The organism is Rhizobium sp. BK529 (assembly GCF_014194105.1).
GTDB lineage: Bacteria > Pseudomonadota > Alphaproteobacteria > Rhizobiales > Rhizobiaceae > Rhizobium.
The window spans coordinates 450,352-477,066 of sequence record NZ_JACIAU010000004.1; the positions used below are offsets into that span (position 1 = coordinate 450,352).

A 26,715-nucleotide genomic window follows, 5' to 3' on the forward strand; every position below is an offset into this window, starting at 1 on the left:
TCTGCCCCGACATCACGCATAATTCCACTGCCAATGCACTAATCACCCGCAGTGGCCTTGCCAAGACTTGTCTCCACGAAATCGCTCCACAGCCGAGATCGAACACCTGAAGCGCCCGCAAAACTTGACGCTTGGTTGGTTTCATGGTGAAGGTCTCGACCAACCTCCCCTGATTTTCCGGAAATTCTGATACTATGGCTACCGAACGTTACAATCCGCGCGATGCTGAGCCCCGCTGGCAGCAAAAATGGAACGAGGAAAAGGTCTTCGAGACCGACAACTCCGATCCGCGCGAGAAATATTACGTCCTCGAGATGTTCCCGTATCCGTCGGGCCGTATCCACATGGGCCATGTTCGCAACTATGCGATGGGCGACGTGGTGGCGCGCTACAAACGCGCCCGCGGCTACAACGTCCTCCATCCGATGGGCTGGGACGCCTTCGGCATGCCGGCAGAAAATGCGGCGATGGAGCGCGGCGTACACCCCGCCTCGTGGACTTATCAGAACATCAGCTCGATGAAGGCGCAGCTGAAGGCCATGGGCCTGTCGCTGGACTGGTCGCGCGAATTCGCCACCTGCGATGTTGAATACTATCAGCAGCAACAGCATCTCTTCCTGGATTTCCTGGAAAAGGGCCTCGTCTATCGCAAGCAGTCCAAGGTTAATTGGGACCCGGTCGACAATACCGTCCTCGCCAACGAACAGGTCATCGACGGCCGCGGCTGGCGCTCTGGCGCGCTGGTAGAACAACGCGAGCTGACGCAATGGTTCTTCAAGATCACCGATTTCAGCCAGGATCTGCTGGATGCGCTCGACACGCTCGACCAGTGGCCGGAAAAAGTGCGCCTGATGCAGAAGAACTGGATCGGCCGCTCCGAAGGTCTGACGATCCGCTGGGAAATCGTTCCGGAAACTGCGCCTGCCGGCGAAACCGAGGTGACGGTCTACACAACGCGCCCCGATACGCTGTTCGGCGCTTCCTTCCTGGCGATCGCTGCCGATCATCCGCTTGCCAAGGAGATGGCGGGCAAAAATGCTGATATCGAGGCTTTTTGCGAGGAATGCCGCCGCGCTGGCACCTCTCTTGCCGCGCTCGAGACGGCCGAGAAGAGGGGTATGGATACCGGCATTCGCGTGAAGCACCCGCTCGACCCATCCTGGGAGCTGCCGGTCTACGTCGCCAACTTCGTTCTGATGGATTATGGCACAGGCGCCATCTTCGGCTGCCCCTCCGGCGACCAACGAGACCTGGATTTCGCACGCAAATATGGTCTGCCGGTCGTACCGGTCGTCATGCCGAAAGACGGCGATGCCGCAACCTTCACCGTCGGCGAAGTCGCATACGACGGCGAGGGCCTGATGATCAACTCGCGCTTCCTTGATGGCAAGACGACAGACGAAGCTTTCCAGATCGTCGCCGACAAGCTGTCTTCCACCCTGCTCGGCAATGCACCGCAGGGCGAGCGCAAGGTCAACTTCCGTCTGCGCGACTGGGGCATTTCCCGCCAGCGTTACTGGGGTTGTCCGATCCCGGTCATCCATTGCGAGGATTGCGGCGTCGTGCCGGTTCAGAAGAAGGACCTGCCGGTAAAGCTGCCGCAAGACGTGACCTTCGACCAGCCCGGCAACCCGCTGGACCGTCACCCGACCTGGCGTCACGTCGCCTGCCCGCAATGCGGCAAGGATGCGCGCCGTGAAACGGATACGATGGATACCTTCGTCGATTCGAGCTGGTACTTCACCCGCTTCACGGCACCCTGGGAGAAGCAGCCGACCGACCCGGCTGCCGCCAATCGGTGGCTGCCGGTCGACCAGTACATTGGCGGTATCGAGCACGCGATCCTGCATCTGCTCTACTCGCGCTTCTTCACCCGCGCGATGCGTGAAACCGGACATGTAGATGTCAAGGAGCCTTTCAAGGGCCTCTTCACTCAAGGCATGGTGGTCCACGAAACCTATAGCCGTGGTGCCGGCATGCACCGCGAATGGGTTTCGCCCGCCGACATCCGCATCGAGGAGATCGACGGAAAGCGCAGCGCCTATCTGCTGGAAGGTGGCGAGGAAATCACCATCGGCTCGATCGAAAAGATGTCGAAGTCGAAGAAAAATGTCGTGGATCCCGATGATATCATTGCATCCTACGGCGCCGACACTGCCCGCTTCTTCGTCCTGTCGGATTCTCCACCAGAGCGCGACGTGATCTGGTCGGAAGCCGGTGTTGAAGGTGCTCATCGCTTCACACAGCGTCTGTGGCGCCTGATTTCCGAAGCAGCCGAAGTACTCTCTGCCGTGGAACCGAAGCCGGCGAAAGAAGGCGAGGCGCTGGCAATTTCTCAGCTCGCCCACAAGACGCTGAAGGCGGTCCAGAACGACTATGACCGGCTCTGGTTCAACAAGGCTGTCGCGCGTATCTACGAACTCGTCAACGCCTTGGCGGGCCCACTGACGAAGATTGCAGCCGGCGAGGGTGATGCAGCCTATCGGGCTGCGATCCGCGACGCGGCCGAGATCCTGATTCAGATCGTCGCACCAATGACCCCGCATTTGGCGGAAGAATGCTGGATGACGCTCGGCAACAAAGATCTGATCGCCAATACGGCCTGGCCGCACTATGACGAAGCCCTCGTCGTGGAGAACGACGTGATCCTTCCTGTGCAGATCAACGGCAAGAAGCGCGCCGAATTGACAATTTCTCGCGACGCAGATCAGAATGCCGTCACCGGAGCCGTGCTGGAATTGGACGCGGTGAAGAATGTCTTAAACGGTCAGGCACCGAAAAAAATCATCGTGGTTCCACAAAGGATTGTAAACATTGTCGTCTGATTTCGCCCGCAAGCTTGCGCGCCGCGCCGGCATCGTAACGATTCTCGTCTCCACGGCATTCCTTTCCGCTTGTCAGGTTCGGCCGCTCTATTCCGAAAGCACGGGCGTTACAGCGAAGCTTGGCTCTGTCGGCTTTTCCGAAGCAAGTACGCGTGTCGGGCAAGAAGTTCGCAACCATCTGATCTTCCTGGCCTCCCGCGGTGCCGGTGAACCTGAGAAGCCCGATTATATGGTTGATATGCAGGTTTCGTCCTATGTTGCCGACACCTTGCTCGTTCAGTCCTCGGATACGTCCCGTGCAGGACGTGCCACGGTGACAGTCAGCTATACGTTGCGGACGACGAAGGACAATCGGATCATCAAGGCAGGCAGCCGTTCTGCAACGTCTCTGCTTGACTTTCCGAGCCAGGAATTCGCTAAGCAGAGAGCAATTCTCGATGCCGAAAATCGCGCCGCCAATCAGGCGGCCGAGTTCGTAGGAGCGGATCTGGCCGCCGCGCTCAGCCGCTAAGGGAGCGGCGGCGTGGCGGAAATCAAATCTCATGAGTTTGAAGGGTTTCTGCAGAGATCTGCGCGCCAGTATCGCATTTATCTGATCTATGGTCCAGATCGCGGGCTCGTTTCCGAGCGGGCTGGCATACTCGCCGGAAAGACGGGTATCGATCAGAACGATCCCTTCTCTCTCACCAAGCTTGATGTCAGCGATCTTCAGAGAGAGCCTGGTCGCTTGGTCGATGAAGCCCAGTCCATTGGCCTTTTCGGCGGTGAAAAACTGATATGGGTGAGGGGGGCTGCAAACGAGAAACATCTCATCGATGCTATCGCCTTTCTAGGCGGCACTTCCCTGGAGGCAGCCAGTATCATCGTTGAAGCAGGCGACCTGAAGAAGGGGTCAGCCCTGCGTAAAACGGTCGAGGCCGCGCGGACCGCTGTCGCTATCCCCTGCTACGCCGACGATGGCCGCGCCTTGAACGCGGTAATCGACAGCGAGCTCTCCGCTGAAGGATTGGGTATAACCCCCGCCGCTAGACAAGCGCTCGTCGCGTTGATCGGCGGAGACAGAATTGCCTCCAGAAATGAGATTCGGAAACTCGCTCTTTATTGCCGGGGCATGGGAACGATCGATGAACATCACGTTACCGAAATAATTGGAGACGCTAGCGCCATTTCCGTCGATGATGCCGTGGATGCGATATTGAGTGGTGACGGCAACAGCTTCCTGCATGCGATGCAGAAAATCACCAGCTCCAAGACCTCGGTTTTTCTGGTTCTTCAAGCCTGCCTTCGGCAATTCCAGCTTCTCGATACGATGCGTGCGGAAATGGACGAGAAGAAACTGCAACCTACACAAATCATGCAGACGCTGGGCAGACATCTTCATTTCCGCCGCAAGCCAATTGTGGAACAGGCGTTAAGAAACTGGAGCGCCGACGCTATCTCCCGTGAGACAAAACGTCTGCAGGCAGCTGTCCTGCAAACAAGACAGCGTCAAATCCTCGAAGACAGCATCGCCATGCAAACGTTGCTTTCCACACTGCAGTCAGGAAGACGCTCCCAAGCTTGATCAGCGGCGCTCCAGAAGCCGGCAGACCTCCTCGAGCTGTTCCAAGGATTTATAGGAAATACGGATCTGGCCGCCGTAGGTCTTGTGATTAATGGACACATCAAGCCCAAGCGCATCCGACAGCGTCCGCTCCAGCGCCAATGTATCGGAATCCTTCTGGTTCTTCTGAACGGGCGCCTGTGGCTCGGACTGCGCCTTGATGTCGTGCTGCGCGAGCTTCTCAGCATCGCGTACTGACATACCCTTGGAGACGATTGTGCGCGCGAGTGCGGCGGGATCCGACGTGGAGACCAAAGCGCGCGCATGACCAGCGGAAAGACTCCCAGCAGCCAGCATGTCACGGACCGGCTCAGGCAGCTTCAACAGGCGCAAAGAATTGGCGACGTGGCTGCGGCTCTTGCCGATGATCTCACCGAGATCATTTTGAGTATATCCATACTCAGCGATGAGCTGCTCATAGCCCAGCGCTTCTTCGAGAGCATTGAGATCGGAACGTTGGACGTTCTCAACGATCGCAATTTCCAGCGCCGTTTTGTCATCTACATCCCTGATGATAACAGGAATTTCGATCAAACCCGCCAACTGAGCGGCACGCCAGCGTCTTTCGCCGGCTATGATTTCATAGCGATCCCGCGCGAGTGTTCTGACGACGATCGGCTGAACGATGCCGTGCTGGCGAATCGAGCTCGCGAGGTCGTGAAGCTCGGCATCATCGAAGAAACGGCGAGGGTTGCGAGGATTGCGAGTGACGAACTCGATGGGGATCATTCGGTCGGCGCTGACCGCAGTCCGTTCCGCATCTGCCGGAACGGGCTGATCCATTTCACCAATGAGGGCTGCAAGGCCGCGGCCAAGCCGTCTTTTCGATGTATCGTCATTCATGTTTAAAACTCGCTCACGATGTCATGCACTCTTCAAGCTGCCAATCTCTGCCGCTCCCGCTGGATGACTTCTGACGCGAGCTGCAAATAAGCTTGACTGCCGGCACACTTGAGATCGTAAAGAATCGCCGGTTTGCCGTAGGAGGGCGCCTCTGAAACACGAACATTACGCGGGATAAGTGTGTGATACACTTTCTCCCCAAGGTGAGTGCGCACATCATTGACGACCTGCTGCGCCAGATTGTTACGAGCATCGAACATCGTCAGCACGATGCCCTGGATATCGAGCTGCGGGTTGACCGTACGGCGCACCTGATTGACAGTCTCCAAAAGCTGACTCAATCCCTCGAGCGCGAAGAACTCGCATTGCAATGGCACCAATACGGAATGGGCAGCCGCCATAGCATTCATTGTCAAGAGATTGAAAGAGGGCGGGCAGTCCAGGAGAATGTAAGAAAATGATAGGGCCTCGGCGGAAGACAGGGCCTTTCTGAGCTTGAAGACGCGATCGCTCTGCTGAGAGATCTCCATTTCCACCCCGAGAAGATCCATCGTCGACGGAACAATGAACAGATTGGGAACGGCCGTCTCCAAAGCGGTCTCAGCAACACCAGCGTCTGCAACCATCAGGTCATAAGAGGAAAGCTTGCGATTGCGACGATCGATACCCAAACCAGTGCTTGCATTTCCCTGGGGGTCAAGATCGATGATCAGCACCCGCTCGCCGATGGCAGCAAGAGCGGTAGCCAAATTAATTGCGGTGGTTGTCTTGCCAACGCCGCCCTTCTGATTTGCGATGGTGATAATCCGATTACGTTCGCCAGCCATTGCCGCAATATCCGCTTTGTTAAACCAAGCGCCGAAGGTTTGATATTTCGAGAATTACAGAATCTCGCTCAACGACGCTATTGTGTTCTACCAGATCGAACGCCCAGCGACTATGAGCTTTCTGAATTTCCCTCTGGTAATCCCGACCTTTATGAAAATAGGCACGATTATTTCCATTGCCGACCATCCAAGGCGATGCATATTCGACCAGCTTGTTGAGATCAGCGAGGGCCCGAGCGGAGACAGCGTCGCAGGAAGGGACAATAGCAAACGCATCTTCGATACGAATGGCATGCACCTCACCCCGCGCCTCGGTTTCCCTTAAGGCTGTTCGTAGGAATGCCGCCTTTTTATTATTGCTTTCAACCAGATGGACCCAGCCAGCCTGCTGTTCCGCCAGAAAAATCGCGGTAATCACACCGGGGAACCCGCCACCACTTCCAAGATCGACCCATGTCTGTGGCTGAGGGGAGATCTGGAATATCTGTGCGCTATCCGCGATATGCCGGTTCCACATGTCGTCCAACGTGGAGGGAGCGACAAGGTTGATAGTCTTGGCCCATTTTGTGAAGAGCGCCGCGAAATGCTGCAAACGCTCTTGTGTTTCACGTGAAACACGTAGTCCGTTCAATTCCATCCGAGAGACTCTCAAACCCTGCAGCAATTATGCGACTTGCTTACCGGTACGGTCGTGGCGGCGTAGATGTACCAGCAAGAGAGAAATCGCCGCCGGTGTCATGCCCTCCACTTTAAGGGCCTGGGCGATATTTGCAGGCCTCTGTACGCTGAGCTTAATTTTCAGTTCGTTCGAAAGCCCCGACAAGACGCTGTAATCGAAATCGACCGGGATTAGGCGCGCCTCGTCGCGTCGCTGCACCTCGATAGCAGCAGCCTGACGATCCATATATACGGAGTAACTTGCTTCGATCTCTAAGGCTTCCATTACCTTTTTCGAAATAGAGCCCAAGCCTTCCCATACTTTGCCCAAATCCTGGAAGCCATATACAGGGTAGGAGAGAAGTTCATAGGCCGTCCGCCGTTGGCCATCCAGATTGAGATTGAGGCCGGCCCGACGTGCTTCACTAGGTGTTACTGACAAAGATTGCAGCAGCGCTCTCGCATCCTGAAGCGCGCCCTGGTATGCGAGGAATCGCTTGCGCCGGTCCGCGGAAATGCATCCAAGTTCAATTGCCGCTGGCGTAAGTCGTGCGTCAGCGTTATCCGCCCGGAGGGTCAATCGGTACTCGGCCCGCGACGTGAACATTCGATACGGCTCCGTAACACCTTGCGAAGTCAAATCATCAATCATAACGCCAATGTAGGAGTTTGTGCGGCTGAATACGAAGGGAGCGGAGTTGCCACTTGATAGAGCTGCGTTGAGACCAGCCGCCAGCCCCTGCGCGCCGGCCTCTTCATAGCCGGTGGTGCCGTTGATCTGACCAGCAAGAAAAAGCCCTGGAAGCTTTTTGACTTCTAGTGTCGCCGATAGCTCCCGCGGATCCACATGATCGTATTCAATCGCGTAACCGGGATGCAAGATCTCTACCTGTTCGAGTCCCGGGATTGTCCTGATAAACGCAGCCTGCACGTCGGCTGGAAGTGATGTCGAAATGCCGTTGGGATAAATCGTATCATCATCTAATCCCTCTGGCTCCAGGAAGATTTGATGCCCGTCACGCTCACCGAACTTGACAAGCTTGTCCTCGATTGACGGACAATAGCGGGGGCCTACACCCTCGATCTGACCGGAATACATCGCCGATTTATGAAGATTCTCCACGATGATCCGATGAGTTGCCTCGGTCGTGCGCGTAACCCCGCATTCGACTTGTTGATTCACAATGCGGTCCGTCATGAAAGAAAAGGGAATCAGCTCATCGTCAGCCGCTTGACGCCCCACCGACTCCCAGTCGACCGTTTTTCCATTCAGACGCGCCGGCGTCCCGGTCTTCAGCCGCCCCAGTTTCAGACCCAACCGAGCAAGTGTCGCCGAAAGCCCGAGGGAAGGCGCCTCACCCGTTCGACCAGCAGGAGTCTTTTCAGTTCCGATATGAATAAGACCGCGTAAGAACGTGCCTGTCGTGATAACGACGGACGAGCTCGCGAAAAGTCTTCCATCCTTCATTATTACGCCTGCGACTCGATTGTCTCTAATATCGAGGTCAAACGCATCGCCCTCCACTATTTCAAGGGTGTCGATCGCCTCAATGGCGCCAAGCATTGCGAGGCGATAGAGTTTGCGATCAGCTTGGGTCCGCGGTCCGCGAACTGCCGCACCTTTCTTCTTATTCAACATACGAAACTGGATGCCGGCTGCATCGGCAACACGGCCCATGAGACCATCCATTGCGTCGATCTCACGTACCAAATGTCCTTTACCGAGCCCGCCAATGGCTGGATTGCAAGACATGACACCGATCGTGTCGCGACGATGCGTGATCAACGCAGTTTTTGCACCCATTCTTGCGGCCGCTGCCGCTGCTTCCGATCCCGCATGACCGCCGCCGATCACAATAACATCATAACTATTGGCGCTCATGCGCTACTCCAAAAGGTTTCACGTGAAACCATTCACAGTGAACAGGGTTTACTGTTCCACGTGAATCATTTCCCGATACAAAACTCCGAAAAGATGACACCAAGAAGGTCTTCGACATCAACATGTCCGGTAATGTGCCCCAAATGATCACCAGCAAGCCTCAAATATTCGGCCCTGATCTCTAGGCTCATCTCGTTATGATCAATTGCTTGCGATAGGGCGGCCAAGCATTTCGAGAGCGAATCCCTGTGCCGCTCTCGTGTCGGAACGGACAAGGATAATCCCCCAAACTTCCGTTCGATGAACGATGAAACATAATCCCTCAGTTCCGGAAGACCCTGGCCCGTCTTTGTGGAAATCTCAAGGCCATACGATCCTGTCGATGGATATAGATCGTGCTTGGTGCCAACAATAACATGCGATGAAGCGCGTTCCAAGTCGGCAGGATCGACCGGTTGCGGGGCTCCTTTGTCGATCAGAAAGAGAACAAGGTCCGCATCGTTCAGCGCCATCTGCGCTCTTCTGATACCCTCTCTCTCTACGACATCAACCGTGTCGCGCAGGCCGGCTGTATCGTAGAGCTTGACCAGATAGCCATTCAGATTGATGTCTACATGGAGCACATCACGCGTGGTTCCAGCGATCTCAGTAACGATCGCCACGTCCCTTTGCGCAAACCAGTTCATCAAGCTTGATTTGCCCGCATTCGGCGCCCCGGCAATCACTACCCTGAAACCATCGCGAACGACTTCGCCCACGTCGGCATGCGACAAATGATCTTCCACCTCGCTCCGGAGCTGAGCCAGCGATGTCCAGACCTGATCAGAAACAGATCCGGGAACGTCGTCTTCGTCCGGAAAATCAAGTTCGGCCTCTATCAGGGCGCGAGAACGTGTAATTCGTTCCGCCCACGAATCATATAGTCGCGAAAGGCCACCTCTGCTCTGTTCAAGCGCCAAACGACGCTGCATTTCAGTTTCGGCTGCGATAAGGTCCGCTAATCCCTCAACTTCCACGAGATCGAGCTTACCGTTTTCAAAAGCACGCCGACTGAATTCACCTTCCATCGCCAGCCGGGTCTGCGGGAACGACGCCAACTCCCTCAAGAGGGCCGATATCACAGCTTTAGAACCGTGGACCTGGAACTCCGCCGAGTCTTCGCCAGTGAACGAGGCCGGACCCGCAAAAAAGAGGACCAATCCGGCGTCGATGACTAAATCGTTCCGCGAACGAATCGTTCGGTAGGCGGCCGATCGTGGTGAGGGGACATCACCGATTAACCGTTCCAGTATCTGACGGGTCTGCGGACCGCTGACACGAACAACAGACACGCCTGACGGCGGAGCGCCACTAGAAAGCGCAAATATGGTATCGTTCCACATTTCCATCTTCTGCCTACTAGTTCGTTTTCGAATCAATCCGAAACAGAAAAGGCTGGCGGTCGCATAACGACTCACCAGCCTCAATCTGAGGGATCCGGCTAATAATCAAGTATTCATCGAGTCGAAGAAATCCCCATTATTCTTCGTCTGCTTCAGCTTGTCGATGAGGAACTCAATCGCGTCGGTCGTTCCCATCGGAGCGAGGATGCGACGCAGGACAAAAATCTTCTGAAGATCCTGCCGTGGAACAAGAAGATCTTCCTTACGCGTACCGGACTTGAGAATATCCATGGCCGGGAAGATACGCTTGTCGGCCACCTTACGATCGAGGACGATTTCCGAGTTACCGGTACCCTTGAATTCTTCGAAGATGACTTCGTCCATACGGCTTCCGGTGTCGATCAGCGCTGTCGCAATAATGGTCAGCGAACCACCTTCTTCGATATTGCGTGCTGCACCGAAGAAACGCTTCGGGCGCTGCAGGGCATTCGCGTCAACACCACCAGTCAGAACCTTACCCGAAGAGGGAACCACTGTATTATAAGCACGACCAAGGCGGGTAATGGAGTCCAGCAGAATGACGACATCTCGGCCGTGTTCCACAAGGCGTTTGGCCTTTTCGATCACCATCTCGGCGACCTGGACATGGCGCACCGCTGGCTCGTCGAATGTGGAAGAAATGACTTCGCCGCGGACCGAGCGCTGCATATCCGTGACTTCTTCCGGGCGCTCATCGATCAGCAGAACGATCAGATAGCATTCGGGATGGTTCGCGGTGATCGAATGAGCAATGTTCTGCAGAAGAACCGTCTTACCTGTACGCGGCGGAGCGACGATCAGGCCACGTTGTCCTTTGCCGAGAGGTGCCACGAGATCAATGACGCGCGGCGAGAGATCCTTGGAGGTTGGAACATCGAGTTCCATCTTGAAACGCTCGTTCGGATAAAGCGGCGTCAGGTTGTCGAAGTGGACCTTGTGACGGATCTTTTCCGGATCGTCGAAATTGATCGTGTTGACCTTCAGAAGCGCAAAATAGCGTTCGCCTTCTTTCGGACCGCGGATCGGACCCTCAACCGTATCGCCCGTCTTCAGCGAGAAACGGCGGATCTGCGAAGGGGAGATGTAGATATCGTCCGGGCCGGGCAAATAGTTCGCATTTGCGGAACGGAGAAACCCGAAACCATCCTGAAGGACCTCAACGACGCCTTCGCCGATGATTTCGATGTCCTGACTGGCAAGAACTTTGAGGATTGCAAACATGAGCTCCTGCTTGCGCATAGTGCTCGCATTCTCGACCTCGAGCGATTCGGCAAAAGCCAGAAGATCAGTCGGGGATTTACTCTTAAGTTCCTGAAGCTTCATTTCAGCCATGAAGTGACCAATACTCTTTATTTTAGAAGGGGAAAGGCGATGTTGGGTCGTATTCGGTACTGCGAAGGGCTCGCAGGCGACTGAACTCTACACACATGCCACGAAGATGAGATGGGCGGAAAATAGCGAGTCGGGACCCGCCCCGCAAGGGGGTTGCTTAAAATCCCTGAAATTTAAGCTGTACCATCTCTCGCCTCAAAAAGGCTTTACCACAACAAGGATCACGATGAGGATCATGAGCAAAGTCGGCGCCTCGTTCATGAAGCGCCAATAGCGAGCCGAACGACGGTTTTCATCCCGTTCAAACGCCCGCACAGCCCTGCTGAAAAAGACATGAACGATGGTCAGAAGGACAACCAGCGCAATCTTTGCGTGCAACCAGCCGCCCTGAAAACCATAGACGGACCAGGCAAGATAAAGACCAAAAATCCAGGTCAGCATCATGGCCGGGTTCATGATAATCCTGAGCAACCGGCGCTCCATCACCTTAAAGGTTTCGGATTGAACAGAGCCGGGTTCTGCATCTGTGTGATAGATGAAAAGCCGCGGCATGTAGAAAAGCCCAGCCATCCACGAGATCACGGCAATGATATGGAGCGCCTTGATCCAGAGATAGAGATTGTCCGGGTTCCAAACGAAAAGCCCGACGGCCAGAAGTGCAAAGAAAATTAGCGCAAAATGCGCCCGCCGGCGGGCGTAGGCGCCCGACCTTTCATCGGCCTGCCTCTCCATCACGAAACTCCCGTGCCGCGCACGCGCTCGACAAGCAGTCGTACATTCTCCGGGTCTGCCTGTGGCGTGATACCATGACCGAGATTGAAGATCAGCGGTCCATTTCCAAGCACCTGGAGAATATCGTCGATACCTTCCTCGAGTGAACGACCACCGGCAACGACACGCATCGGATCGAGATTGCCTTGAACTGGTCCATCCTTCTGCAGTTCGGCTGCAAAGGTGAGTGGGACGGACCAGTCGAGCCCGATTGCATCCGCGCCCGTCTTCTGCCGGTAGGTCTTGAGCAGGCAGCCTGCACCCTTGGCGAAGGCGATGATCCGCGCCTGTGGCCGACGCGCCCTGATGGAAGCAATCATGCGGGCAACGGGGCGGACAGCAAAAGCTTCAAATTCCTTCTCACCGAGAACACCGGCCCAAGAATCGAAGATCTGCACTGCATCAGCACCCGCATCAATCTGCGCCACGAGGTAGTCAGCTGAAACATCGGCAAGAAGCATCAGCAAATGTTCGAAAGCACGCGGATGCTTATAGGCAAAGAGACGGGCAGGCGCCTGGTCCGGCGTGCCATGACCGGCAATCATATAGGTAGCCACTGTCCACGGCGCTCCGCAGAAACCGAGAAGCGTCGTCTCCGCTGGAAGCTCGTTTCTCAGCCGCCTCACGGTCTCCAGGACCGGCTGCAGGTAATTGACGACATTCTCTCCATCGAGACCCGCAATACCCGCCTCATCAATCGGATCCATTTCCGGACCGTGTCCTTCGGTAAAGCGCACGTTGCGCTTCATCGCATCGGGGATCACCAGAATATCGGAAAACAGGATGGCAGCATCAAAGCCGTAGCGTCGTATTGGTTGGAGCGTAACCTCAACGGCATGTTCCGGCGAATAACAGAGGTCGAGGAAACTTCCCGCCTTGGCGCGCGTTTCTCTGTACTCCGGCAGATAGCGGCCTGCCTGTCTCATCAGCCAGAGAGGAGGTGGGCTCAGTGTTTCACCGTCGAGAACCCGCATGATTTTCCGGCGCATTTTGTTCAAGCGCTTCTTCCCTATAAAAATCCAAAGATATTTTAAAAGATTTCTATTTCTTAGAGTCGGTGTCTATCAAGGATTAATATCGATCCACCGACAGCGCTATTTGTCACGGCGAACGCGAGTAGCAGGTACAAAAATTGCTGGATGATCTCAAAAGCCGAGGAAAGCCGAAATCTGATAAAGATTTTAGAAGCTTCGTCTGGTGCAATTTGAAATCCTCTTTGTGGATAAGTTGTGAATTCCGGCAAAGCTTTTGGACATGGTCCACATCCTCCACAAGCAGCTAGAAGATGACATCGCCAAATCCGGAATGTGGAAAAGGGGGCATGTTTTCCCTTGCCTCCATCCTGGCTCGCCCATTAGCTCTTCGCTATCCAGTCTTTTCAACAGGCAGCGGAAAATAGCGTGGAGAACAGAACCAACTTCTTTCATCTGCATTTGATTTCTGACTCCACCGGAGAGACTCTGATCTCGGCCGGCCGAGCCGCATCGGCGCAATTCAAGTCCGCCCAGCCAATCGAGCACGTCTATCCGTTGATCCGGAATCGCAAGCAGCTGATGCCGGTTCTCCAGGCAATCGACAATGAACCGGGCATCGTGCTCTACACGATTGTTGACCGCGATCTTGCTAGCCTCATCGACGAGCGTTGTGCGGAAATGGGGGTTGCATCCGTCAACGTCCTGGAGCCGGTCATCGGCGCATTCCAGATCTATCTCGGCGCCCCGTCAAGACGCCGCGTCGGCGCGCAACATGTCATGAATGCCGGATATTTCGCCCGTATCGAAGCCCTAAACTTCACAATGGATCATGACGACGGTCAGATGCACGAGGATTATAACGAGGCCGATGTCGTCATTGTCGGCATCAGCCGCACATCAAAAACGCCGACCAGCATCTATCTCGCAAACCGCGGCATCAAAACTGCCAATATACCGATCGTCTACGGTGTGCCTCTCCCAGAGGGTCTGCTGACCGCAACCAAGCCTCTGATCGTCTGTCTCATCGCCACCACCGACCGGATCTCTCAAGTTCGGGAAAACCGTCTGCTCGGAACAACACCTGGTTTCGACCGTGAGCACTATACCGACCGCGCGGCAATCTCGGAGGAACTGAAATATGCGCGCTCGCTCTGTGCCCGGCATAATTGGCCGATGATCGATGTAACGAGGCGTTCGATCGAAGAAACGGCGGCAGCCATCGTTGCCCTGCGACCGAAGCTGCGTTAAGCGCTGAACAACCGAATTGCTGTCGAGGACTTGGATGAAACCGAAGCTCGTTCTTGCATCGTCGAGTCCGTTCCGGCGTATGCTGATGGAAAATGCCGGCCTCACATTCGAAGCGCATGCCGCCCAGATAGATGAGCGGGCAATCGAGGCGCCTTTGGAAAAATCGGGTGCAACGCCGGATGAAGTGGCGCTCGTACTGGCGGAAGCAAAGGCGAGATATGTCAGCCAGCAGTTCACCGGTGCGCTGACCATCGGTTCGGATCAGACGATGTCCCTCGTCTCGCAGGTCTTTCACAAACCACAAGACATGGCTGATGCTGCCAATCATCTGCGTACCCTCGCGGGTAAGACACATCGCTTGAACAGCGCGGTGACAATCATCAGAGATGGTGAGGTCTTATGGCGGCATATTTCTCACGCTGAGCTGACCATGCGGCCGCTAACAAACGATTTCATTGCGCGCCATCTGGAGCGCGTCGGCACGAAGGCACTGGCGAGCGTCGGCGCCTATCAACTCGAAGGGGAAGGGATCCAGCTGTTCGAGAAGATCGACGGCGACTATTTCACGATCCTCGGCCTGCCGATGTTACCACTCCTTGCAAAACTCCGGGAACTGGATGCGATCGATGGATGATTCACGTGAAACACTGGGACCGAAAGCGTTTGTCACGGGCTTTCCCGTCAGGCATTCGCGCTCGCCATTGATCCACGGTTACTGGCTGAAGACACTCGGTCTGCCGGGCAGCTACCGCGCCCATGAGGTCGCTCCGGAAAACTTTGAGAATTTTATCGCCTCCCTGAAGGACGGCAGCGCCGGCTTCATTGGTGGCAACGTTACGATCCCTCACAAGGAATTGGCCTTCAAACTGGCCGATCAGCCGGATGAACTCTCAGAAGAACTCGGCGCCTCGAATACACTGTGGCTGGAGGACGGAAAACTTCTCGCCACCAACACGGATGGCCGCGGCTTCACCGCCAATCTCGATGAACGGCATCCAGGCTGGGACCGGCACGACAGGGCCGTGATCTTCGGCGCCGGCGGCGCAAGCCGCGCCGTCATCCAGGCGGTCCGCGACCGCGGCTTCAAGGAAATCCACGTCGTCAATCGCACGGTCGAACGGGCGCGGGAACTGGCCGACCGGTTCGGTCCGAAGGTTCAAGCCCATCCGATGGCAGCCCTCGGTGAAGTGATGAAAGGGGCAGGGCTGTTCATCAACACCACCTCTCTCGGCATGGACGGCGAGGCAGCACCTGCGATCGATTTCTCGCCACTGGCTCCGGATGCCGTCGTCACCGACATCGTCTACGTGCCGCTGAAAACCCCGATCCTCGCCCAGGCGGAGGAACAAGGTTTTGCCATTGTCGATGGACTCGGCATGCTGCTGCATCAGGCCGTGCCGGGATTTGAAAAGTGGTTCGGCAAACGGCCCGTCGTCGACGAGACCCTGCGGGCTTTGATCATTGCGGATATGGAAAAACATTAATGCTGAAGATCGGCCTCACCGGCTCCATCGGAATGGGCAAGTCGGCGGCAGCGAAGCTTTTTGCCGAAGCTGGTGTCCCGGTTAACGACTCAGACGCGGTTGTCCATGATCTCTATGCTGGCGAGGCAGCCCCATTGGTTGATGCCGCGTTTCCCGGCACGATGAAAAACGGTGCCGTCGACCGCCAGGAGCTTGGCCGACAGCTGGCACAGAATCCTGACGGTTTCAAAAGACTGGAGCAGATCGTTCATCCCCTGGTGCGCAAACGGGAAATCGAATTCCTGCAGCGTGAGAAGGAAGCGGGGGCTGAGATGGTTGTCCTCGATATCCCCCTACTTTTCGAAACCGGCGCCGAGCAGAGGGTCGATGCTGTTGTCGTCGTCAGTGCCGATCCACAGATTCAGCGCAAGAGGGTGCTTGCGCGCCCGAACATGACGGAAGAAAAATTCAATATGATTCTCTCCCGCCAGATATCAGATGCGGAAAAACGCCGTCGCGCTGACTACATCGTGGACAGCAGCCATAGCATTGAGACGGCAAGGAAACAGGTGGCAAATATCATAGCCGAATTGAAGAAGCGGATTGCGGAGGAAGAAGGCCCACATGCGTGAGATTATTTTCGATACGGAAACAACCGGCCTCGATAACCGCATGGACCGCATCATCGAAATCGGCGGCATCGAACTCCTCAATCATTTCCCGACCGGCAGGACGATCCATCTCTTCGTAAACCCCGGCGATCAGAAGGTTCATCCGGATGCGCTGGCCGTCCATGGCATCACCGACGAGTTCTTGAAGGACAAGCCTCCTTTTGCCGACGTCGTCGAGCAGATCCTGGACTTTTTCGGTGACGGCAAATGGATCGCCCATAACGCGACCTTCGACATGGGCTTCGTCAATGCTGAGCTTGCCCGCCTCGGCCTGCCCCCGATCCTGCCTGATCGTGTGGTCGATACGCTGTCGCTTGCCCGGCGCAAGCATCCCATGGGTCCGAATTCTCTCGACGCCCTTTGCCGGCGTTATGGCATCGACAATTCGCACCGGACAAAGCACGGAGCCCTGCTCGACTCCGAACTTTTGGCTGAAGTCTATATCGAGATGATCGGCGGCCGACAGGCTGCACTCGGCCTCGGCGTGGTCGGATCGGCTAGCCAGAACAAGGGTGACGACCTGGTGGAAGAAGTCATGGTGACGGCCATCATGGAACGGCCGAAGCCTCTGGCGCCACGATTGACCGAAGCGGAGGTGCAGGCGCATGACGCCTTGATCGCCAAGCTTGGGTCGAAAGGGATCTGGTCGAAATACGACCAGTTCTCCTGAAATGAAAATGCCCGGGTTTCGCCCGGGCATTCGAGTTTGAGAGCCTGTAAGCCCGACTTAATTCGGAACGGCCTGAACTTTGGAACGGGCCTGCTCTTCGGCAACACGCTGCGCGAACATCTGCGCAAAATCGATCGGATCGATCATCAGCGGCGGGAAGCCGCCATTGCGCGTCACGTCTGCGATAATCTGGCGGGCAAACGGGAAAAGCATGCGCGGGCACTCGATAAAGAGAACCGGCAGCATATGCTCCTGTGGGAAACCCGCAACGCGGAACACGCCGCCATAGACCAGCTCGGTGTGGAATACCGTCTTGTCACCATCCTTGGCTTCAGCAATCAGCGAGAGCACGACGTCGAAATCCGTTTCGGACAGCGGATTGGCATTGACGTTCACATTGATGTTGATCGCCGGCGCCTTGTCACGGGCCTGAAGAGAGCGCGGTGCGCCCGGATTTTCGAAGGAGAGATCCTTGACGTATTGGGCAAGGATCGAGAGTGTCGGGCTTGTTGCACCGTTGCTGTTATTGTCGTCTGCCATGGCTGTTCCTCGAGGGCATTGGTAGTGCCGCCATCTAACATTTCGCGGATAGGCTTACAACCCTGGGCCTCCGGGGCAGGAAACGTGCGGCGGCCTCAGTCGCCGAGCTTTTTGCCGGACCAGGGTGACTTTTCGTTCGGTTCGCGATGATAGTCCTCTTCATCGAGATCGACTACCTTTGAATCGCCAGACTTGCCCGGTCGGCTCCGAAATTCCGGACGCGAGGATGCGGAGAAGCCGTTACCGCTCGTGTCGACCACGACGAAGCGCTTCGCGATCGATCGCCAGAGCAGATTGCGAACCTGGGGGATGAGGAGCAGAATCGCTAATATGTCGGAGAGAAAACCCGGGATGATGAAGAGCAGCGCGGCGATCACATTCATCGCCGGATTGAGTAGTTCCCGCCCGGGCATGGCGCCGGTACGGCCCTCCGCAGACATGCGACGCAGGATGCCTATACCCTGCCTGCGCAGGAGGAAGGAGCCGACGACAAAGCCCAGCACGACGAGGGCAAGCGTTGCGGCAAGCCCGACCGCACGGCCGACAATGACGAAACCGGCAATCTCTGCAAGCGGCAGCAGCAGAACAAAGGCCGGCAGCACGGAAAAACGCATCTCTCTATCCCGAGCGGCTCGGGCTCCTCTTGGCACTGGTGAAGATAACGGCCATGATTTGAATCATCCGTATAGCCGGACTATATGGGGGTAGAAATCAGGGATGTTAACAGCGACAGCGGCGGGATATGAGTTCAAACGACTTCATTACATTGTTTTTTCTGGTAGCGGCGGTGCTGATTTTCTTTCAGCTTCGTTCTGTTCTCGGACGCCGCACAGGAAATGAGAAGCCGCCGCGTGATCTCTATACGCCACGGGATGCCGTGCAGAACGACAGCGCCGATGCCGGCAAGGTCGTAACCCTGCCCCGGCGCGATGTGAATGGGGAAGAGGAAGACCACTTCTCCGCCATCGACGCTTTCGCACCGGCCGGCACGCCGCTGAATGAATCTCTGCGCGCGCTCAACAGAGCTGATCCCTCCTTCGACCCGAAGGAATTCCTGAACGGCGCCCGCATGGCCTACGAGATGATCGTCATGGCTTTCGCCGATGGCGACCGTAAAAGCCTGAAGAACCTTCTCTCCCGTGAAGTCTATGACGGCTTCGATGCAGCAATCAACGATCGCGAGAGCAAGGGTGAGAAGATAAAATCCACCTTCGTCGGCATCGATAAGGCCGAGATCACCCATGCCGAAACCAAGGGCAGCGAGGCGCAGATCACCGTGCGCATCATCAGCCAGCTGATCTCCGCTACCTACGACAAGAACGACGTGCTGATCGAAGGCGACGCCGAGAATGTCGCCGAGGTCAACGATCTCTGGACCTTCGCTCGCGATACCCGCTCGCGCGATCCCAACTGGAAACTCGTCGCGACCGAATCGGAACATGAGTGACGTAGCGGACTTCGCCCTCAAGGCAGTCAGTTTCGACGCATTGGAAGGCTGGGGGAGTGACGATCCCTCCGTTCTTTTTGAAGTCATGGCCTCCTGTCGCCGGCATATTTCCGAGACGAAACCTTATCGTACCGGGTCGCTGGGCCTGACGTCAGCCGACCTCCTTCCATTGCTGGAAGCGGCGGAAAAGTTTCGTCCGTCGTCGGCCGAGGCGGCGCGGCTCTTCTTCGAGAGTCATTGCCAAGCCTTCCGGATCGTCCGAAGAGATGGCGGGAGCGGGTTTGTCACCGCATTCTACGAACCGGAAATCGACGTTGCCGACAGACCGGATGAGGACTTTCGCTTTCCGATCTACCGTCGTCCCGACGATCTGATCGATCTTGACGATCAAAACCGTCCAGCAGACCTGGAACGTTCCTATGCTTTCGGACGCCTTGGTGATGGTCTGATCGACGCCTACCCCGATCGCCGTGCCATCGACCAAGGCTGTCTCGAAGGTCGCGGTCTCGAAATTGCTTGGGCGAGATCGAAAGTCGATCTCTTTTTCGTGCATGTGCAGGGCGCGGCTCGTCTGCGTTACGCCGATGGCAGAATCGGCCGCATCACCTATGCTGCGAAAGCGGGTCATCCCTTTTCGGCGATCGGCAAGTTGCTGATCGATCGCGGTGAGATCGACCGTGCGGCTGTTTCCATGCAGTCCATCCGCGCTTGGCTTGCTGCCCATCCCGACAAGGTCGACGAAGTCCTTTGGCATAACCGATCCTATATTTTCTTCCGCGAAGCTGCGGTGGAGGATCCGAGTGCCGGGCCGATCGCTGCGGCAAAAGTACCGCTGCTTGCCGGACGTTCGCTTGCCGTTGACCGCCTGATCCACACTTTTGGCTTTCCGTTCTTCATCCGCTCCGAAAGGCTGACTCATCTTGATGGTGGCAAGCCGTTTCAGCGATTGATGCTCGCGCTTGACACCGGTTCGGCAATTGTCGGGCCGGCGCGCGGCGATATTTTCACCGGGTCGGGCCATGCTGCCGGTGAATTGGCGGGGACTGTGCGCAACGATGCGGACTTCGCAATTCTCATTCCGAATGCGGCCGCGACGAGGTTCGGCTGATGGCGAAGGACCGCAAGCTCAGTTCGGACGAGAGAATCCTATGGGGCAGGGTGGCTCGCAGTACGCGGCCGATGCCCGGCAAGACAGATGAACTGACTGCGCTCGATACATTTCTGGTCGAGGCCGAGGCGGCGGCTGAGCGGGAGAAGGTCGAAAAGCAGAAGGCGATATCACCTCTTTCGCAGCAGTCCGTAGTGCCGACTCCGGCAAAACAGCCGTCGGGCATCCACCATCCGCTGGAGCGACCGGTCAAGCGCAAGATTGCCAAAGGGAAGTTGGCGCTCGAAGCGCGCGTTGATCTCCACGGAATGGTCCAGAGCGAGGCACACTCCTTCCTGCTTGATTTCCTGGTTCGCGCCCATGAGCGCGGCATGCGGCATGTTCTGGTCATCACCGGCAAAGGCAGCTCCATGGGCAGCGAAGGCGTCTTGAAACGCGCCGTGCCGCTCTGGTTCTCCAAGCCGGAATTCCGCTTTCTGATATCGTCCTATGAGCCTGCGGCCCAGCATCATGGCGGCGAGGGAGCGCTCTATATCCGCCTCTCGCGCCGCGCCGGGGAAAAGTCGTGACCCCGTTTGCTGAAGCAGTCCGCAAGCTACGCGCCCGGAAGGGCGTGACGCAAAAGCAGATGGCTGCGGCCCTGAATGTGTCGCCCGCCTATCTCTCTGCGCTCGAGCATGGGAAACGCGGCGTGCCGAGCTTCGATCTCCTGCAGCGTATCGCTGGCTACTTCAACATCATCTGGGACGAGGCGGAAGAACTCTTCCTCATTGCCGGCTCGTCCGACCCACGTGTGGTCGTCGATACCTCGGGCCTGCCGTCTGAACACACAGAATTTGCCAATCGTCTGGCCAAGCGCATCCGCAGCCTTGACAGCGCAGATATCGCCCAGTTATCCGCGCTTCTTGAAAATGGCGGCAAAGGGGACGGAAAAGCGTCATAATCCCCTGTTTTATGCCTTGTTTTGGGGCCTTGCCATTGGGAACTCGCTGCAAAAAACCTATATTCGACATTGAAAAAGCCGGTGATTCGCAAGGCGCGCCGTTGCTGACTACAACAGGGAAAATCTCGACAGAATGACCGATGCACCCGCGACGGAAAACGGCGTAAACACCGAATATGGCGCAGACTCCATCAAGGTCCTGAAGGGCCTTGATGCCGTGCGCAAGCGCCCCGGCATGTATATCGGCGATACCGACGACGGCTCGGGCCTTCACCACATGGTCTACGAAGTCGTCGACAACGCGATCGATGAAGCGCTGGCCGGCCACGCCGATCTCGTTACCGTTTCGCTCAATCCGGACGGCTCTGTAACCGTTACGGATAACGGCCGCGGCATTCCGACAGCTATCCATAGCGGTGAAGGCGTGTCGGCGGCCGAAGTCATCATGACCCAGCTGCATGCTGGCGGCAAGTTCGACCAGAACTCCTACAAGGTTTCAGGTGGTCTGCATGGCGTCGGCGTTTCGGTTGTCAACGCGCTTTCGGTCTGGCTGAAGCTGAAGATCCGTCGTCACGGCAAGATCCATGAGATGAGCTTCACCCATGGAGTTGCGGATGCACCGTTGAGGGTAACCGGTGAAGCCGGCGACGAGACAGGCACGGAAGTCAGCTTTATGCCGAGCTCTGGAACTTTCACCATGACGGAGTTCGACTATGGCACGCTTGAGCACCGTCTGCGTGAACTGGCCTTCCTCAACTCCGGCGTCCGTATCCTGCTGACAGACAAGCGTCATTCCGACATCAAACAGGAAGAGATGATGTATGACGGTGGCCTCGAGGCCTTCGTCTCCTATCTCGATCGCGCCAAGAAGCCGCTTGTTGAAAAGCCGGTCGCGATCCGCGGCGAGAAGGACGGTATCACCGTCGAAGTGGCTATGTGGTGGAACGATAGCTACCATGAGAACGTGCTCTGCTTCACCAACAACATTCCCCAGCGCGATGGTGGCACGCACATGGCCGGTTTCCGCGCTGCGTTGACACGCCAGATCACCTCCTATGCCGATACCTCTGGCATCACCAAGAAGGAAAAGGTGACGCTCACTGGTGACGATTGCCGCGAAGGCCTGACCGCTGTTCTGTCGGTAAAGGTACCGGACCCGAAATTCTCGTCGCAGACCAAGGACAAGCTCGTTTCCTCCGAAGTGCGTCCGGTCGTCGAAAGCCTCGTCAATGAAGCGCTGAGCACTTGGCTCGAAGAACATCCCGCTGAAGCCAAGGTTCTTGTCGGCAAGGTGGTGGAAGCTGCTGCCGCCCGCGAAGCCGCCCGCAAGGCGCGCGAACTGACGCGTCGCAAAGGCGCACTTGATATCGCTTCGCTGCCCGGCAAGCTCGCCGACTGCTCCGAGCGCGATCCGGCCAAATCCGAAGTCTTCCTCGTTGAGGGTGATTCGGCAGGCGGCTCGGCCAAGCAGGGGCGCTCGCGCGAAAATCAGGCAATCCTGCCGCTGCGCGGCAAGATTCTGAATGTCGAGCGCGCCCGTTTCGACAAGATGCTGTCGAGCCAAGAAATCGGCACACTGATCACGGCACTCGGCACCGGCATCGGCAAGGATGAGTTCAACGCCGAAAAGCTGCGCTATCACAAGATCATCATCATGACGGACGCCGACGTCGACGGCGCCCATATTCGCACGCTGCTGCTTACCTTCTTCTTCCGCCAGATGCCCGAGCTGATCGAGCGCGGCCATCTCTATATCGCACAGCCGCCACTTTATAAGGTTTCACGCGGCAAGTCGGTGCAGTACGTCAAGAATGAAAAAGCGCTGGAAGATTATCTGATCGGCCAAGGTCTGGAAGATGCGGCGCTGAAGCTTTCGAGCGGCGAAGTCCGCGTCGGACAGGATCTGAATGAGGTCATTCACGATGCCCTGCGTCTGCGCGCCTTGCTCGATAACCTGCATTCGCGCTACAATCGTGCCGTCGTCGAACAAGCGGCTATCGCCGGTGCCCTCAATGCCGAACTCGTCAGCAATGCGGATCGTGCCCAGGAACTGGCGAATGAAGTCGCCAAGCGACTCGATATTATCGCCGAGGAAACAGAACGCGGCTGGGAAGGCAACCTCACCAGCGAGGGCGGTATACGCTTGGAACGCATGGTTCGCGGCGTCAAGGAAGTCATCGTGCTCGACATGGCGCTGATCGGTTCCCAAGATGCCCGCCTTATCGACCAGCTCACACCGCGTCTGAAGGAAATCTACCAGACGCCACCGGCATTGAGCCGACGCGACGGCGAGGTTGAAATTTCCGGCCCGCGCGCGCTTCTCGATGCTATTTTCGCCAGCGGCCGCAAGGGCCTGACCATGCAGCGCTACAAGGGTCTCGGTGAAATGAATGCCGAACAGCTCTGGGAAACGACGCTCGATCCGAACGTCCGCTCGCTGTTGCAGGTCAAGGTCAGCGATGCGACTGATGCCGACGGCCTTTTTGCCCGCCTGATGGGCGATGAAGTCGAGCCGCGCCGCGAATTCATCCAGGACAACGCACTGAGCGTCGCAAACCTTGATATCTGACCGAAAACCGGTCACGAAAAGCCTCGCAGTCATCGGGCTAGCGGGGCTTTTTATTCGTGATCAATCCTTGCCGACGAAGCGACCGTTGAAGGCGACTTCAGAGAGTGGCTTGCGCTGGCTCGGAAATTCACGCTCCCGATTCCGTTCGGAGAGAGTGCTCTTGTCGGCAATGCGTCCGACGGCAATACCAGCTTCGACGCGATAACCATCTGGCACTTCGAGCTTTTCTTTGATTTCATCATGTTTGATGCCGCCCATGCCATGGGCATAGAAGCCAGAAATGCGAGCCTGGATGGCAAGATGGCCCCAAGCGGCGCCGGCATCAAAAGAGTGCGTATAGCTTGGGCGTCCCTCGCTGCGAGCGCCGGTGAAGCTGCGCGAGACCACGAAGATCAATGCCGAAGCGTTCTTCGCCCATTCCTGGTTGGATTCGACGAGCAGGCTCACGAATTCTTCCCAATGCTTCGAGCCTTTCAATGCGTAGAGGAACCGCCACGGCTGCATGTTTGCCGATGATGGCGCCCAGTGCGCAGCGTCGAGCAGCGTCAGAAGCTGGGCTTCTTCGATGATCTCGCCGGTAAAGGCGCGAGGCGACCAGCGGTCGAGAAACATCGGATCGATTGCATATTCGGATTCGCGGCTATTGGCTTTCGTCATGCTGGCTTCCGGGAGTTGGCGATGGATGGGATTCCATTGCAGAGATTACTTTAGTGATATTTCCGCACCCGCTTGCTTGGCAAGCGCAGTTTGATTGCAGCCGGTGCACGATCTGTTTCCAGAAACTGGCCTTACGCGCGCGAAGAACTCCCGGTAAAGCGGCGTAAATACGATCGATCAGGAGAAGCGGCATGCTGGTGAGTGGCAAATGGACCGAGGATTGGCAGCCGGTCCAGGCAAAGGATGAGAAGGGTGGCTTCGTCCGTCAGATATCGAGCTTCCGCAACTGGGTGACGCCTGACGGCAGTGCAGGCCCGACAGGTGAGGGCGGTTTTGCCGCGGAAGCCGGCCGCTACCATCTCTACGTCGCCTATATTTGCCCCTGGGCTTCGCGCACACTGATCGGCCGCAAGCTCAAAGGGCTGGAAGATATCATCTCGGTTTCGATTGTCGAACCGGCGCTCACCAAGCAGGGCTGGCGTTTTGGCGATTATCCCGGCGCGACTGCAGATGAGGAGAACGGCGCCACCTACATGCACGAGATCTACACGAAGGCGGATGCCGATTTCACCGGACGAGCGACGGTCCCAGCTCTATGGGACAAGAAACGCGCGACAATCGTCAACAACGAATCGTCCGATATTCTGCGCATGCTGAACAGCGGTTTTGGCGATCTCGCCCGCGGCAACATCGATCTTTATCCGGCCGCTCGGCGCAATGCGATTGATGTCTTCAACGAGCGCATCTATCCGTCACTGAACAATGGCGTTTACCGCACCGGCTTTGCGACGACGCAGATTGCCTATGAGGAGGCCTTTGCCGAGGTCTTCGGCTGCCTGGACTGGATCGAACCGCAGCTCGAAGACCGCAAGTTCCTCTTCGCTGACCACCCGACGGAGGCCGATATCCGCCTGTTCGTTACGCTCGTGCGTTTCGATGTCGCCTATCACGGGCTTTTCAAGTGCAACCTGCGGCGTCTGTCCGATTACCCCAACCTCAAGGCCTTCTGCCGGCGGATGCTGGATTGGCCCGGCATTGCCGAGACCGTGAATTTCGATCACATCAAGCGCGGTTATTATTCGATCGAGAGCCTCAACCCCACGCGCATTGTCCCGGTTGGACCGCAACTCGCTGAAATTTTTTAAAGCAGCTCCGGCAAAGGTGCGCAGCGGTTTTGCGCGAATATAAAGCGCTGGAGCATTTTTGCGTTTTGAAGAAAAACAGAAATTCTCTGAGCAGGCGTACCGCTTCCTCGGAAAGGCATAATGACACCGATGAATAATTCGTTCATAGGTGGCGCACTCGCTTTCCATGAGGAGGATATTCATGAAGCTGATGCGCGTTGGAGAAGCGGGCAGCGAAAAGCCGGCCCTGCTCGATGCCGATGGCAAGATCCGTGACCTTTCTGCCCATGTCGCCGATATCGGCGGCGAGGCAATCACGCCGGCAGGCCTTGCAAAAATCGCAGCCCTCGATCCGAAGAGCCTGCCCGAACTAGCCGCCGGCCGTATCGGCGCCTGCGTTGCCGGCACCGGCAAATTCATCTGCATCGGTTTGAACTATTCTGACCACGCAGCAGAAACCGGCGCCACCGTGCCGCCAGAGCCCGTCATCTTCATGAAGGCGACATCGGCGATTGTTGGTCCGAACGACAACGTCCAGATCCCGCGTGGTTCGGAGAAGACCGACTGGGAAGTCGAACTCGGTGTCGTCATCGGCAAGACCGCGAAATATGTTAGCGAAGCCGAAGCGCTGGATTATGTCGCCGGCTACTGCGTCTCCAACGACGTTTCCGAACGCGCCTTCCAGACCGAGCGTTCCGGCCAGTGGACCAAGGGCAAGTCCTGCGACACCTTCGGCCCGATCGGTCCGTGGCTCGTGACCAAGGACGAAGTTGTCAATCCGCAGAACCTTGGCATGTGGCTCAAGGTCAACGGCCAGACGATGCAGGACGGTTCCACCAAGACCATGGTCTACGGCGTCGCCTTCATCGTTTCTTATCTCAGTCAATTCATGTCCCTGCAGCCTGGCGATGTCATCTCGACCGGCACGCCTCCTGGCGTTGGGATGGGCATGAAGCCGCCGCGTTATCTGAAGGACGGCGACGTCGTCGAACTCGGCATCGAAGGGCTCGGCACTCAGAAGCAGCTCTTTGTAGCGGACCGTTAACGGCTTCTCCTACTGAAAAGCTTGAGCTTTATCCAACAAGGTAATGCCGGAGATCAATTTTCCGGCATTTTTCTTTCAGACTGTAATGTTATGTT

At 56.7% G+C, this 26,715-nt stretch carries 26 protein-coding genes; 15 read left to right on the forward strand and 11 right to left on the reverse strand.

The genetic code is table 11. The features are described 5' to 3' along the window. Positions 1–194 precede the first annotated feature (194 nt). The 3 genes from leuS to holA are packed head-to-tail and all read left to right on the forward strand — an operon-like array spanning position 195 to position 4,389. Positions 195–2,825 carry a leucine--tRNA ligase gene (gene leuS / locus FHX08_RS24925; RefSeq protein ID WP_132656136.1) on the forward strand — a complete coding sequence of 877 codons (2,631 nt, stop codon included), beginning with the start codon at positions 195–197 and terminating at the stop codon, positions 2,823–2,825. Then, the gene (gene lptE, locus FHX08_RS24930) at positions 2,815–3,336 is read left to right on the forward strand and encodes an LPS assembly lipoprotein LptE (protein ID WP_132656138.1); all 522 of its coding nucleotides are present in this window, start codon (positions 2,815–2,817) and stop codon (positions 3,334–3,336) included. The genes leuS and lptE overlap by 11 nt, the downstream gene beginning before the upstream one ends. 12 nt (positions 3,337–3,348) lie before the next feature. Next, positions 3,349–4,389: a DNA polymerase III subunit delta gene (holA, locus tag FHX08_RS24935; protein ID WP_132656140.1), complete on the forward strand. Its 1,041-nt coding sequence runs from the start codon at positions 3,349–3,351 to the stop codon at positions 4,387–4,389. Here the strand turns inward: holA and FHX08_RS24940 are convergent, their stop codons facing one another. The 8 genes from FHX08_RS24940 to hemE all read right to left on the reverse strand — a co-directional run bounded on the left by FHX08_RS24940 (position 4,390) and on the right by hemE (position 13,159). Beyond that, positions 4,390–5,271 carry a ParB/RepB/Spo0J family partition protein gene (locus FHX08_RS24940; RefSeq protein WP_132656142.1) on the reverse strand — a complete coding sequence of 294 codons (882 nt, stop codon included), beginning with the start codon at positions 5,269–5,271 and terminating at the stop codon, positions 4,390–4,392. Between the two features lie 32 nt (positions 5,272–5,303). After that, the gene (locus FHX08_RS24945; RefSeq protein WP_184327727.1) at positions 5,304–6,098 is read right to left on the reverse strand and encodes a ParA family protein; all 795 of its coding nucleotides are present in this window, start codon (positions 6,096–6,098) and stop codon (positions 5,304–5,306) included. A 19-nt stretch (positions 6,099–6,117) separates the two neighbouring features. Next, positions 6,118–6,735 (reverse strand): 16S rRNA (guanine(527)-N(7))-methyltransferase RsmG, encoded by a 618-nt coding sequence (gene rsmG, locus FHX08_RS24950; protein WP_132656146.1) that lies wholly within the window; start codon positions 6,733–6,735, stop codon positions 6,118–6,120. 27 nt (positions 6,736–6,762) lie between these two features. Then, entirely contained in the window at positions 6,763–8,637 is a 1,875-nt protein-coding gene (mnmG, locus tag FHX08_RS24955) for a tRNA uridine-5-carboxymethylaminomethyl(34) synthesis enzyme MnmG (RefSeq protein ID WP_184327728.1), read from the reverse strand. A gap of 65 nt (positions 8,638–8,702) precedes the next feature. After that, positions 8,703–10,025: a tRNA uridine-5-carboxymethylaminomethyl(34) synthesis GTPase MnmE gene (mnmE, locus tag FHX08_RS24960; RefSeq protein ID WP_132656150.1), complete on the reverse strand. Its 1,323-nt coding sequence runs from the start codon at positions 10,023–10,025 to the stop codon at positions 8,703–8,705. Between the two features lie 99 nt (positions 10,026–10,124). After that, on the reverse strand, positions 10,125–11,390 hold the full coding sequence (gene rho / locus FHX08_RS24965; RefSeq protein ID WP_029868909.1) for a transcription termination factor Rho: 1,266 nt from the start codon (positions 11,388–11,390) through the stop codon (positions 10,125–10,127). 195 nt (positions 11,391–11,585) lie between these two features. Next, positions 11,586–12,122 (reverse strand): protoporphyrinogen oxidase HemJ, encoded by a 537-nt coding sequence (gene hemJ / locus FHX08_RS24970; protein WP_132656152.1) that lies wholly within the window; start codon positions 12,120–12,122, stop codon positions 11,586–11,588. Continuing rightward, positions 12,122–13,159 (reverse strand): uroporphyrinogen decarboxylase, encoded by a 1,038-nt coding sequence (hemE, locus tag FHX08_RS24975; protein ID WP_132656154.1) that lies wholly within the window; start codon positions 13,157–13,159, stop codon positions 12,122–12,124. The genes hemJ and hemE overlap by 1 nt, the downstream gene beginning before the upstream one ends. Before the next feature lie 402 nt (positions 13,160–13,561). Between hemE and FHX08_RS24980 the strand changes: the two genes are divergently transcribed. The 5 genes from FHX08_RS24980 to dnaQ are packed head-to-tail and all read left to right on the forward strand — an operon-like array spanning position 13,562 to position 17,187. Continuing rightward, positions 13,562–14,383 carry a pyruvate, water dikinase regulatory protein gene (locus tag FHX08_RS24980; RefSeq protein ID WP_132656156.1) on the forward strand — a complete coding sequence of 274 codons (822 nt, stop codon included), beginning with the start codon at positions 13,562–13,564 and terminating at the stop codon, positions 14,381–14,383. Between the two features lie 34 nt (positions 14,384–14,417). Next, complete coding sequence (locus FHX08_RS24985; protein WP_132656158.1) at positions 14,418–15,017, forward strand: Maf-like protein; 600 nt, start codon at positions 14,418–14,420, stop codon at positions 15,015–15,017. Continuing rightward, positions 15,010–15,867, forward strand: coding sequence for a shikimate dehydrogenase (locus tag FHX08_RS24990; protein WP_132656160.1), 858 nt, complete (start codon positions 15,010–15,012; stop codon positions 15,865–15,867). The genes FHX08_RS24985 and FHX08_RS24990 overlap by 8 nt, the downstream gene beginning before the upstream one ends. Then, positions 15,867–16,478 (forward strand): dephospho-CoA kinase, encoded by a 612-nt coding sequence (coaE, locus tag FHX08_RS24995; protein ID WP_184327729.1) that lies wholly within the window; start codon positions 15,867–15,869, stop codon positions 16,476–16,478. The genes FHX08_RS24990 and coaE overlap by 1 nt, the downstream gene beginning before the upstream one ends. Next, entirely contained in the window at positions 16,471–17,187 is a 717-nt protein-coding gene (gene dnaQ / locus FHX08_RS25000) for a DNA polymerase III subunit epsilon (protein WP_132656164.1), read from the forward strand. The genes coaE and dnaQ overlap by 8 nt, the downstream gene beginning before the upstream one ends. Before the next feature lie 57 nt (positions 17,188–17,244). Here dnaQ and secB read toward each other — a convergent pair whose 3' ends face one another. Further along, positions 17,245–17,727, reverse strand: a complete 483-nt coding sequence (gene secB / locus FHX08_RS25005) for a protein-export chaperone SecB (protein ID WP_132656166.1) — start codon at positions 17,725–17,727, stop codon at positions 17,245–17,247. Between the two features lie 95 nt (positions 17,728–17,822). After that, the gene (locus FHX08_RS25010) at positions 17,823–18,341 is read right to left on the reverse strand and encodes an FxsA family protein (protein ID WP_132656168.1); all 519 of its coding nucleotides are present in this window, start codon (positions 18,339–18,341) and stop codon (positions 17,823–17,825) included. 128 nt (positions 18,342–18,469) lie between these two features. Between FHX08_RS25010 and FHX08_RS25015 the strand changes: the two genes are divergently transcribed. From FHX08_RS25015 to gyrB, 5 genes are all read left to right on the forward strand, one after another. Further along, positions 18,470–19,174 carry a Tim44/TimA family putative adaptor protein gene (locus tag FHX08_RS25015; RefSeq protein WP_132656170.1) on the forward strand — a complete coding sequence of 235 codons (705 nt, stop codon included), beginning with the start codon at positions 18,470–18,472 and terminating at the stop codon, positions 19,172–19,174. Then, positions 19,167–20,282, forward strand: coding sequence for a murein transglycosylase A (locus tag FHX08_RS25020; protein WP_132656172.1), 1,116 nt, complete (start codon positions 19,167–19,169; stop codon positions 20,280–20,282). Before FHX08_RS25015 ends, FHX08_RS25020 begins: the two co-directional genes overlap by 8 nt. Beyond that, a complete protein-coding gene (locus FHX08_RS25025; protein WP_132656174.1) occupies positions 20,282–20,851 on the forward strand; it encodes a Smr/MutS family protein in 570 nt (189 codons plus the stop codon). Before FHX08_RS25020 ends, FHX08_RS25025 begins: the two co-directional genes overlap by 1 nt. Continuing rightward, positions 20,848–21,225: a helix-turn-helix domain-containing protein gene (locus FHX08_RS25030; protein ID WP_132656176.1), complete on the forward strand. Its 378-nt coding sequence runs from the start codon at positions 20,848–20,850 to the stop codon at positions 21,223–21,225. Before FHX08_RS25025 ends, FHX08_RS25030 begins: the two co-directional genes overlap by 4 nt. A 133-nt stretch (positions 21,226–21,358) precedes the next feature. Further along, positions 21,359–23,794 (forward strand): DNA topoisomerase (ATP-hydrolyzing) subunit B, encoded by a 2,436-nt coding sequence (gene gyrB / locus FHX08_RS25035; protein WP_132656178.1) that lies wholly within the window; start codon positions 21,359–21,361, stop codon positions 23,792–23,794. A gap of 60 nt (positions 23,795–23,854) precedes the next feature. Here gyrB and FHX08_RS25040 read toward each other — a convergent pair whose 3' ends face one another. Continuing rightward, positions 23,855–24,451, reverse strand: a complete 597-nt coding sequence (locus FHX08_RS25040) for a nitroreductase family protein (protein WP_132656180.1) — start codon at positions 24,449–24,451, stop codon at positions 23,855–23,857. 191 nt (positions 24,452–24,642) lie between these two features. Between FHX08_RS25040 and FHX08_RS25045 the strand changes: the two genes are divergently transcribed. Together FHX08_RS25045 and FHX08_RS25050 are read left to right on the forward strand one after the other, a co-directional pair. Then, the gene (locus FHX08_RS25045; protein WP_132656182.1) at positions 24,643–25,596 is read left to right on the forward strand and encodes a glutathione S-transferase family protein; all 954 of its coding nucleotides are present in this window, start codon (positions 24,643–24,645) and stop codon (positions 25,594–25,596) included. 181 nt (positions 25,597–25,777) lie between these two features. Beyond that, on the forward strand, positions 25,778–26,620 hold the full coding sequence (locus FHX08_RS25050) for a fumarylacetoacetate hydrolase family protein (RefSeq protein WP_132656184.1): 843 nt from the start codon (positions 25,778–25,780) through the stop codon (positions 26,618–26,620). Positions 26,621–26,715 lie beyond the last annotated feature (95 nt).

Excerpts from the sequence above, each read along its gene's own strand:
- rho (WP_029868909.1), bottom strand. The coding sequence starts at position 11,390 with ATGGCTGAAATGAAGCTTCAGGAACTTAAGAGTAAATCCCCGACTGAT.
- dnaQ (WP_132656164.1), top strand. The coding sequence starts at position 16,471 with ATGCGTGAGATTATTTTCGATACGGAAACAACCGGCCTCGATAACCGC.
- FHX08_RS25045 (WP_132656182.1), top strand. The coding sequence starts at position 24,643 with ATGCTGGTGAGTGGCAAATGGACCGAGGATTGGCAGCCGGTCCAGGCA.
- FHX08_RS25015 (WP_132656170.1), top strand. The coding sequence starts at position 18,470 with ATGAGTTCAAACGACTTCATTACATTGTTTTTTCTGGTAGCGGCGGTG.
- FHX08_RS25040 (WP_132656180.1), bottom strand. The coding sequence starts at position 24,451 with ATGACGAAAGCCAATAGCCGCGAATCCGAATATGCAATCGATCCGATG.
- coaE (WP_184327729.1), top strand. The coding sequence starts at position 15,867 with ATGCTGAAGATCGGCCTCACCGGCTCCATCGGAATGGGCAAGTCGGCG.
- hemJ (WP_132656152.1), bottom strand. The coding sequence starts at position 12,122 with ATGGAGAGGCAGGCCGATGAAAGGTCGGGCGCCTACGCCCGCCGGCGG.
- secB (WP_132656166.1), bottom strand. The coding sequence starts at position 17,727 with ATGGCAGACGACAATAACAGCAACGGTGCAACAAGCCCGACACTCTCG.
- FHX08_RS24990 (WP_132656160.1), top strand. The coding sequence starts at position 15,010 with ATGGATGATTCACGTGAAACACTGGGACCGAAAGCGTTTGTCACGGGC.
- FHX08_RS24985 (WP_132656158.1), top strand. The coding sequence starts at position 14,418 with ATGAAACCGAAGCTCGTTCTTGCATCGTCGAGTCCGTTCCGGCGTATG.
- gyrB (WP_132656178.1), top strand. The coding sequence starts at position 21,359 with ATGACCGATGCACCCGCGACGGAAAACGGCGTAAACACCGAATATGGC.
- FHX08_RS25020 (WP_132656172.1), top strand. The coding sequence starts at position 19,167 with ATGAGTGACGTAGCGGACTTCGCCCTCAAGGCAGTCAGTTTCGACGCA.
- leuS (WP_132656136.1), top strand. The coding sequence starts at position 195 with ATGGCTACCGAACGTTACAATCCGCGCGATGCTGAGCCCCGCTGGCAG.
- FHX08_RS24940 (WP_132656142.1), bottom strand. The coding sequence starts at position 5,271 with ATGAATGACGATACATCGAAAAGACGGCTTGGCCGCGGCCTTGCAGCC.
- mnmG (WP_184327728.1), bottom strand. The coding sequence starts at position 8,637 with ATGAGCGCCAATAGTTATGATGTTATTGTGATCGGCGGCGGTCATGCG.
- rsmG (WP_132656146.1), bottom strand. The coding sequence starts at position 6,735 with ATGGAATTGAACGGACTACGTGTTTCACGTGAAACACAAGAGCGTTTG.
- FHX08_RS25025 (WP_132656174.1), top strand. The coding sequence starts at position 20,282 with ATGGCGAAGGACCGCAAGCTCAGTTCGGACGAGAGAATCCTATGGGGC.
- FHX08_RS25050 (WP_132656184.1), top strand. The coding sequence starts at position 25,778 with ATGAAGCTGATGCGCGTTGGAGAAGCGGGCAGCGAAAAGCCGGCCCTG.
- mnmE (WP_132656150.1), bottom strand. The coding sequence starts at position 10,025 with ATGGAAATGTGGAACGATACCATATTTGCGCTTTCTAGTGGCGCTCCG.
- FHX08_RS24945 (WP_184327727.1), bottom strand. The coding sequence starts at position 6,098 with ATGGCTGGCGAACGTAATCGGATTATCACCATCGCAAATCAGAAGGGC.
- FHX08_RS25010 (WP_132656168.1), bottom strand. The coding sequence starts at position 18,341 with ATGCGTTTTTCCGTGCTGCCGGCCTTTGTTCTGCTGCTGCCGCTTGCA.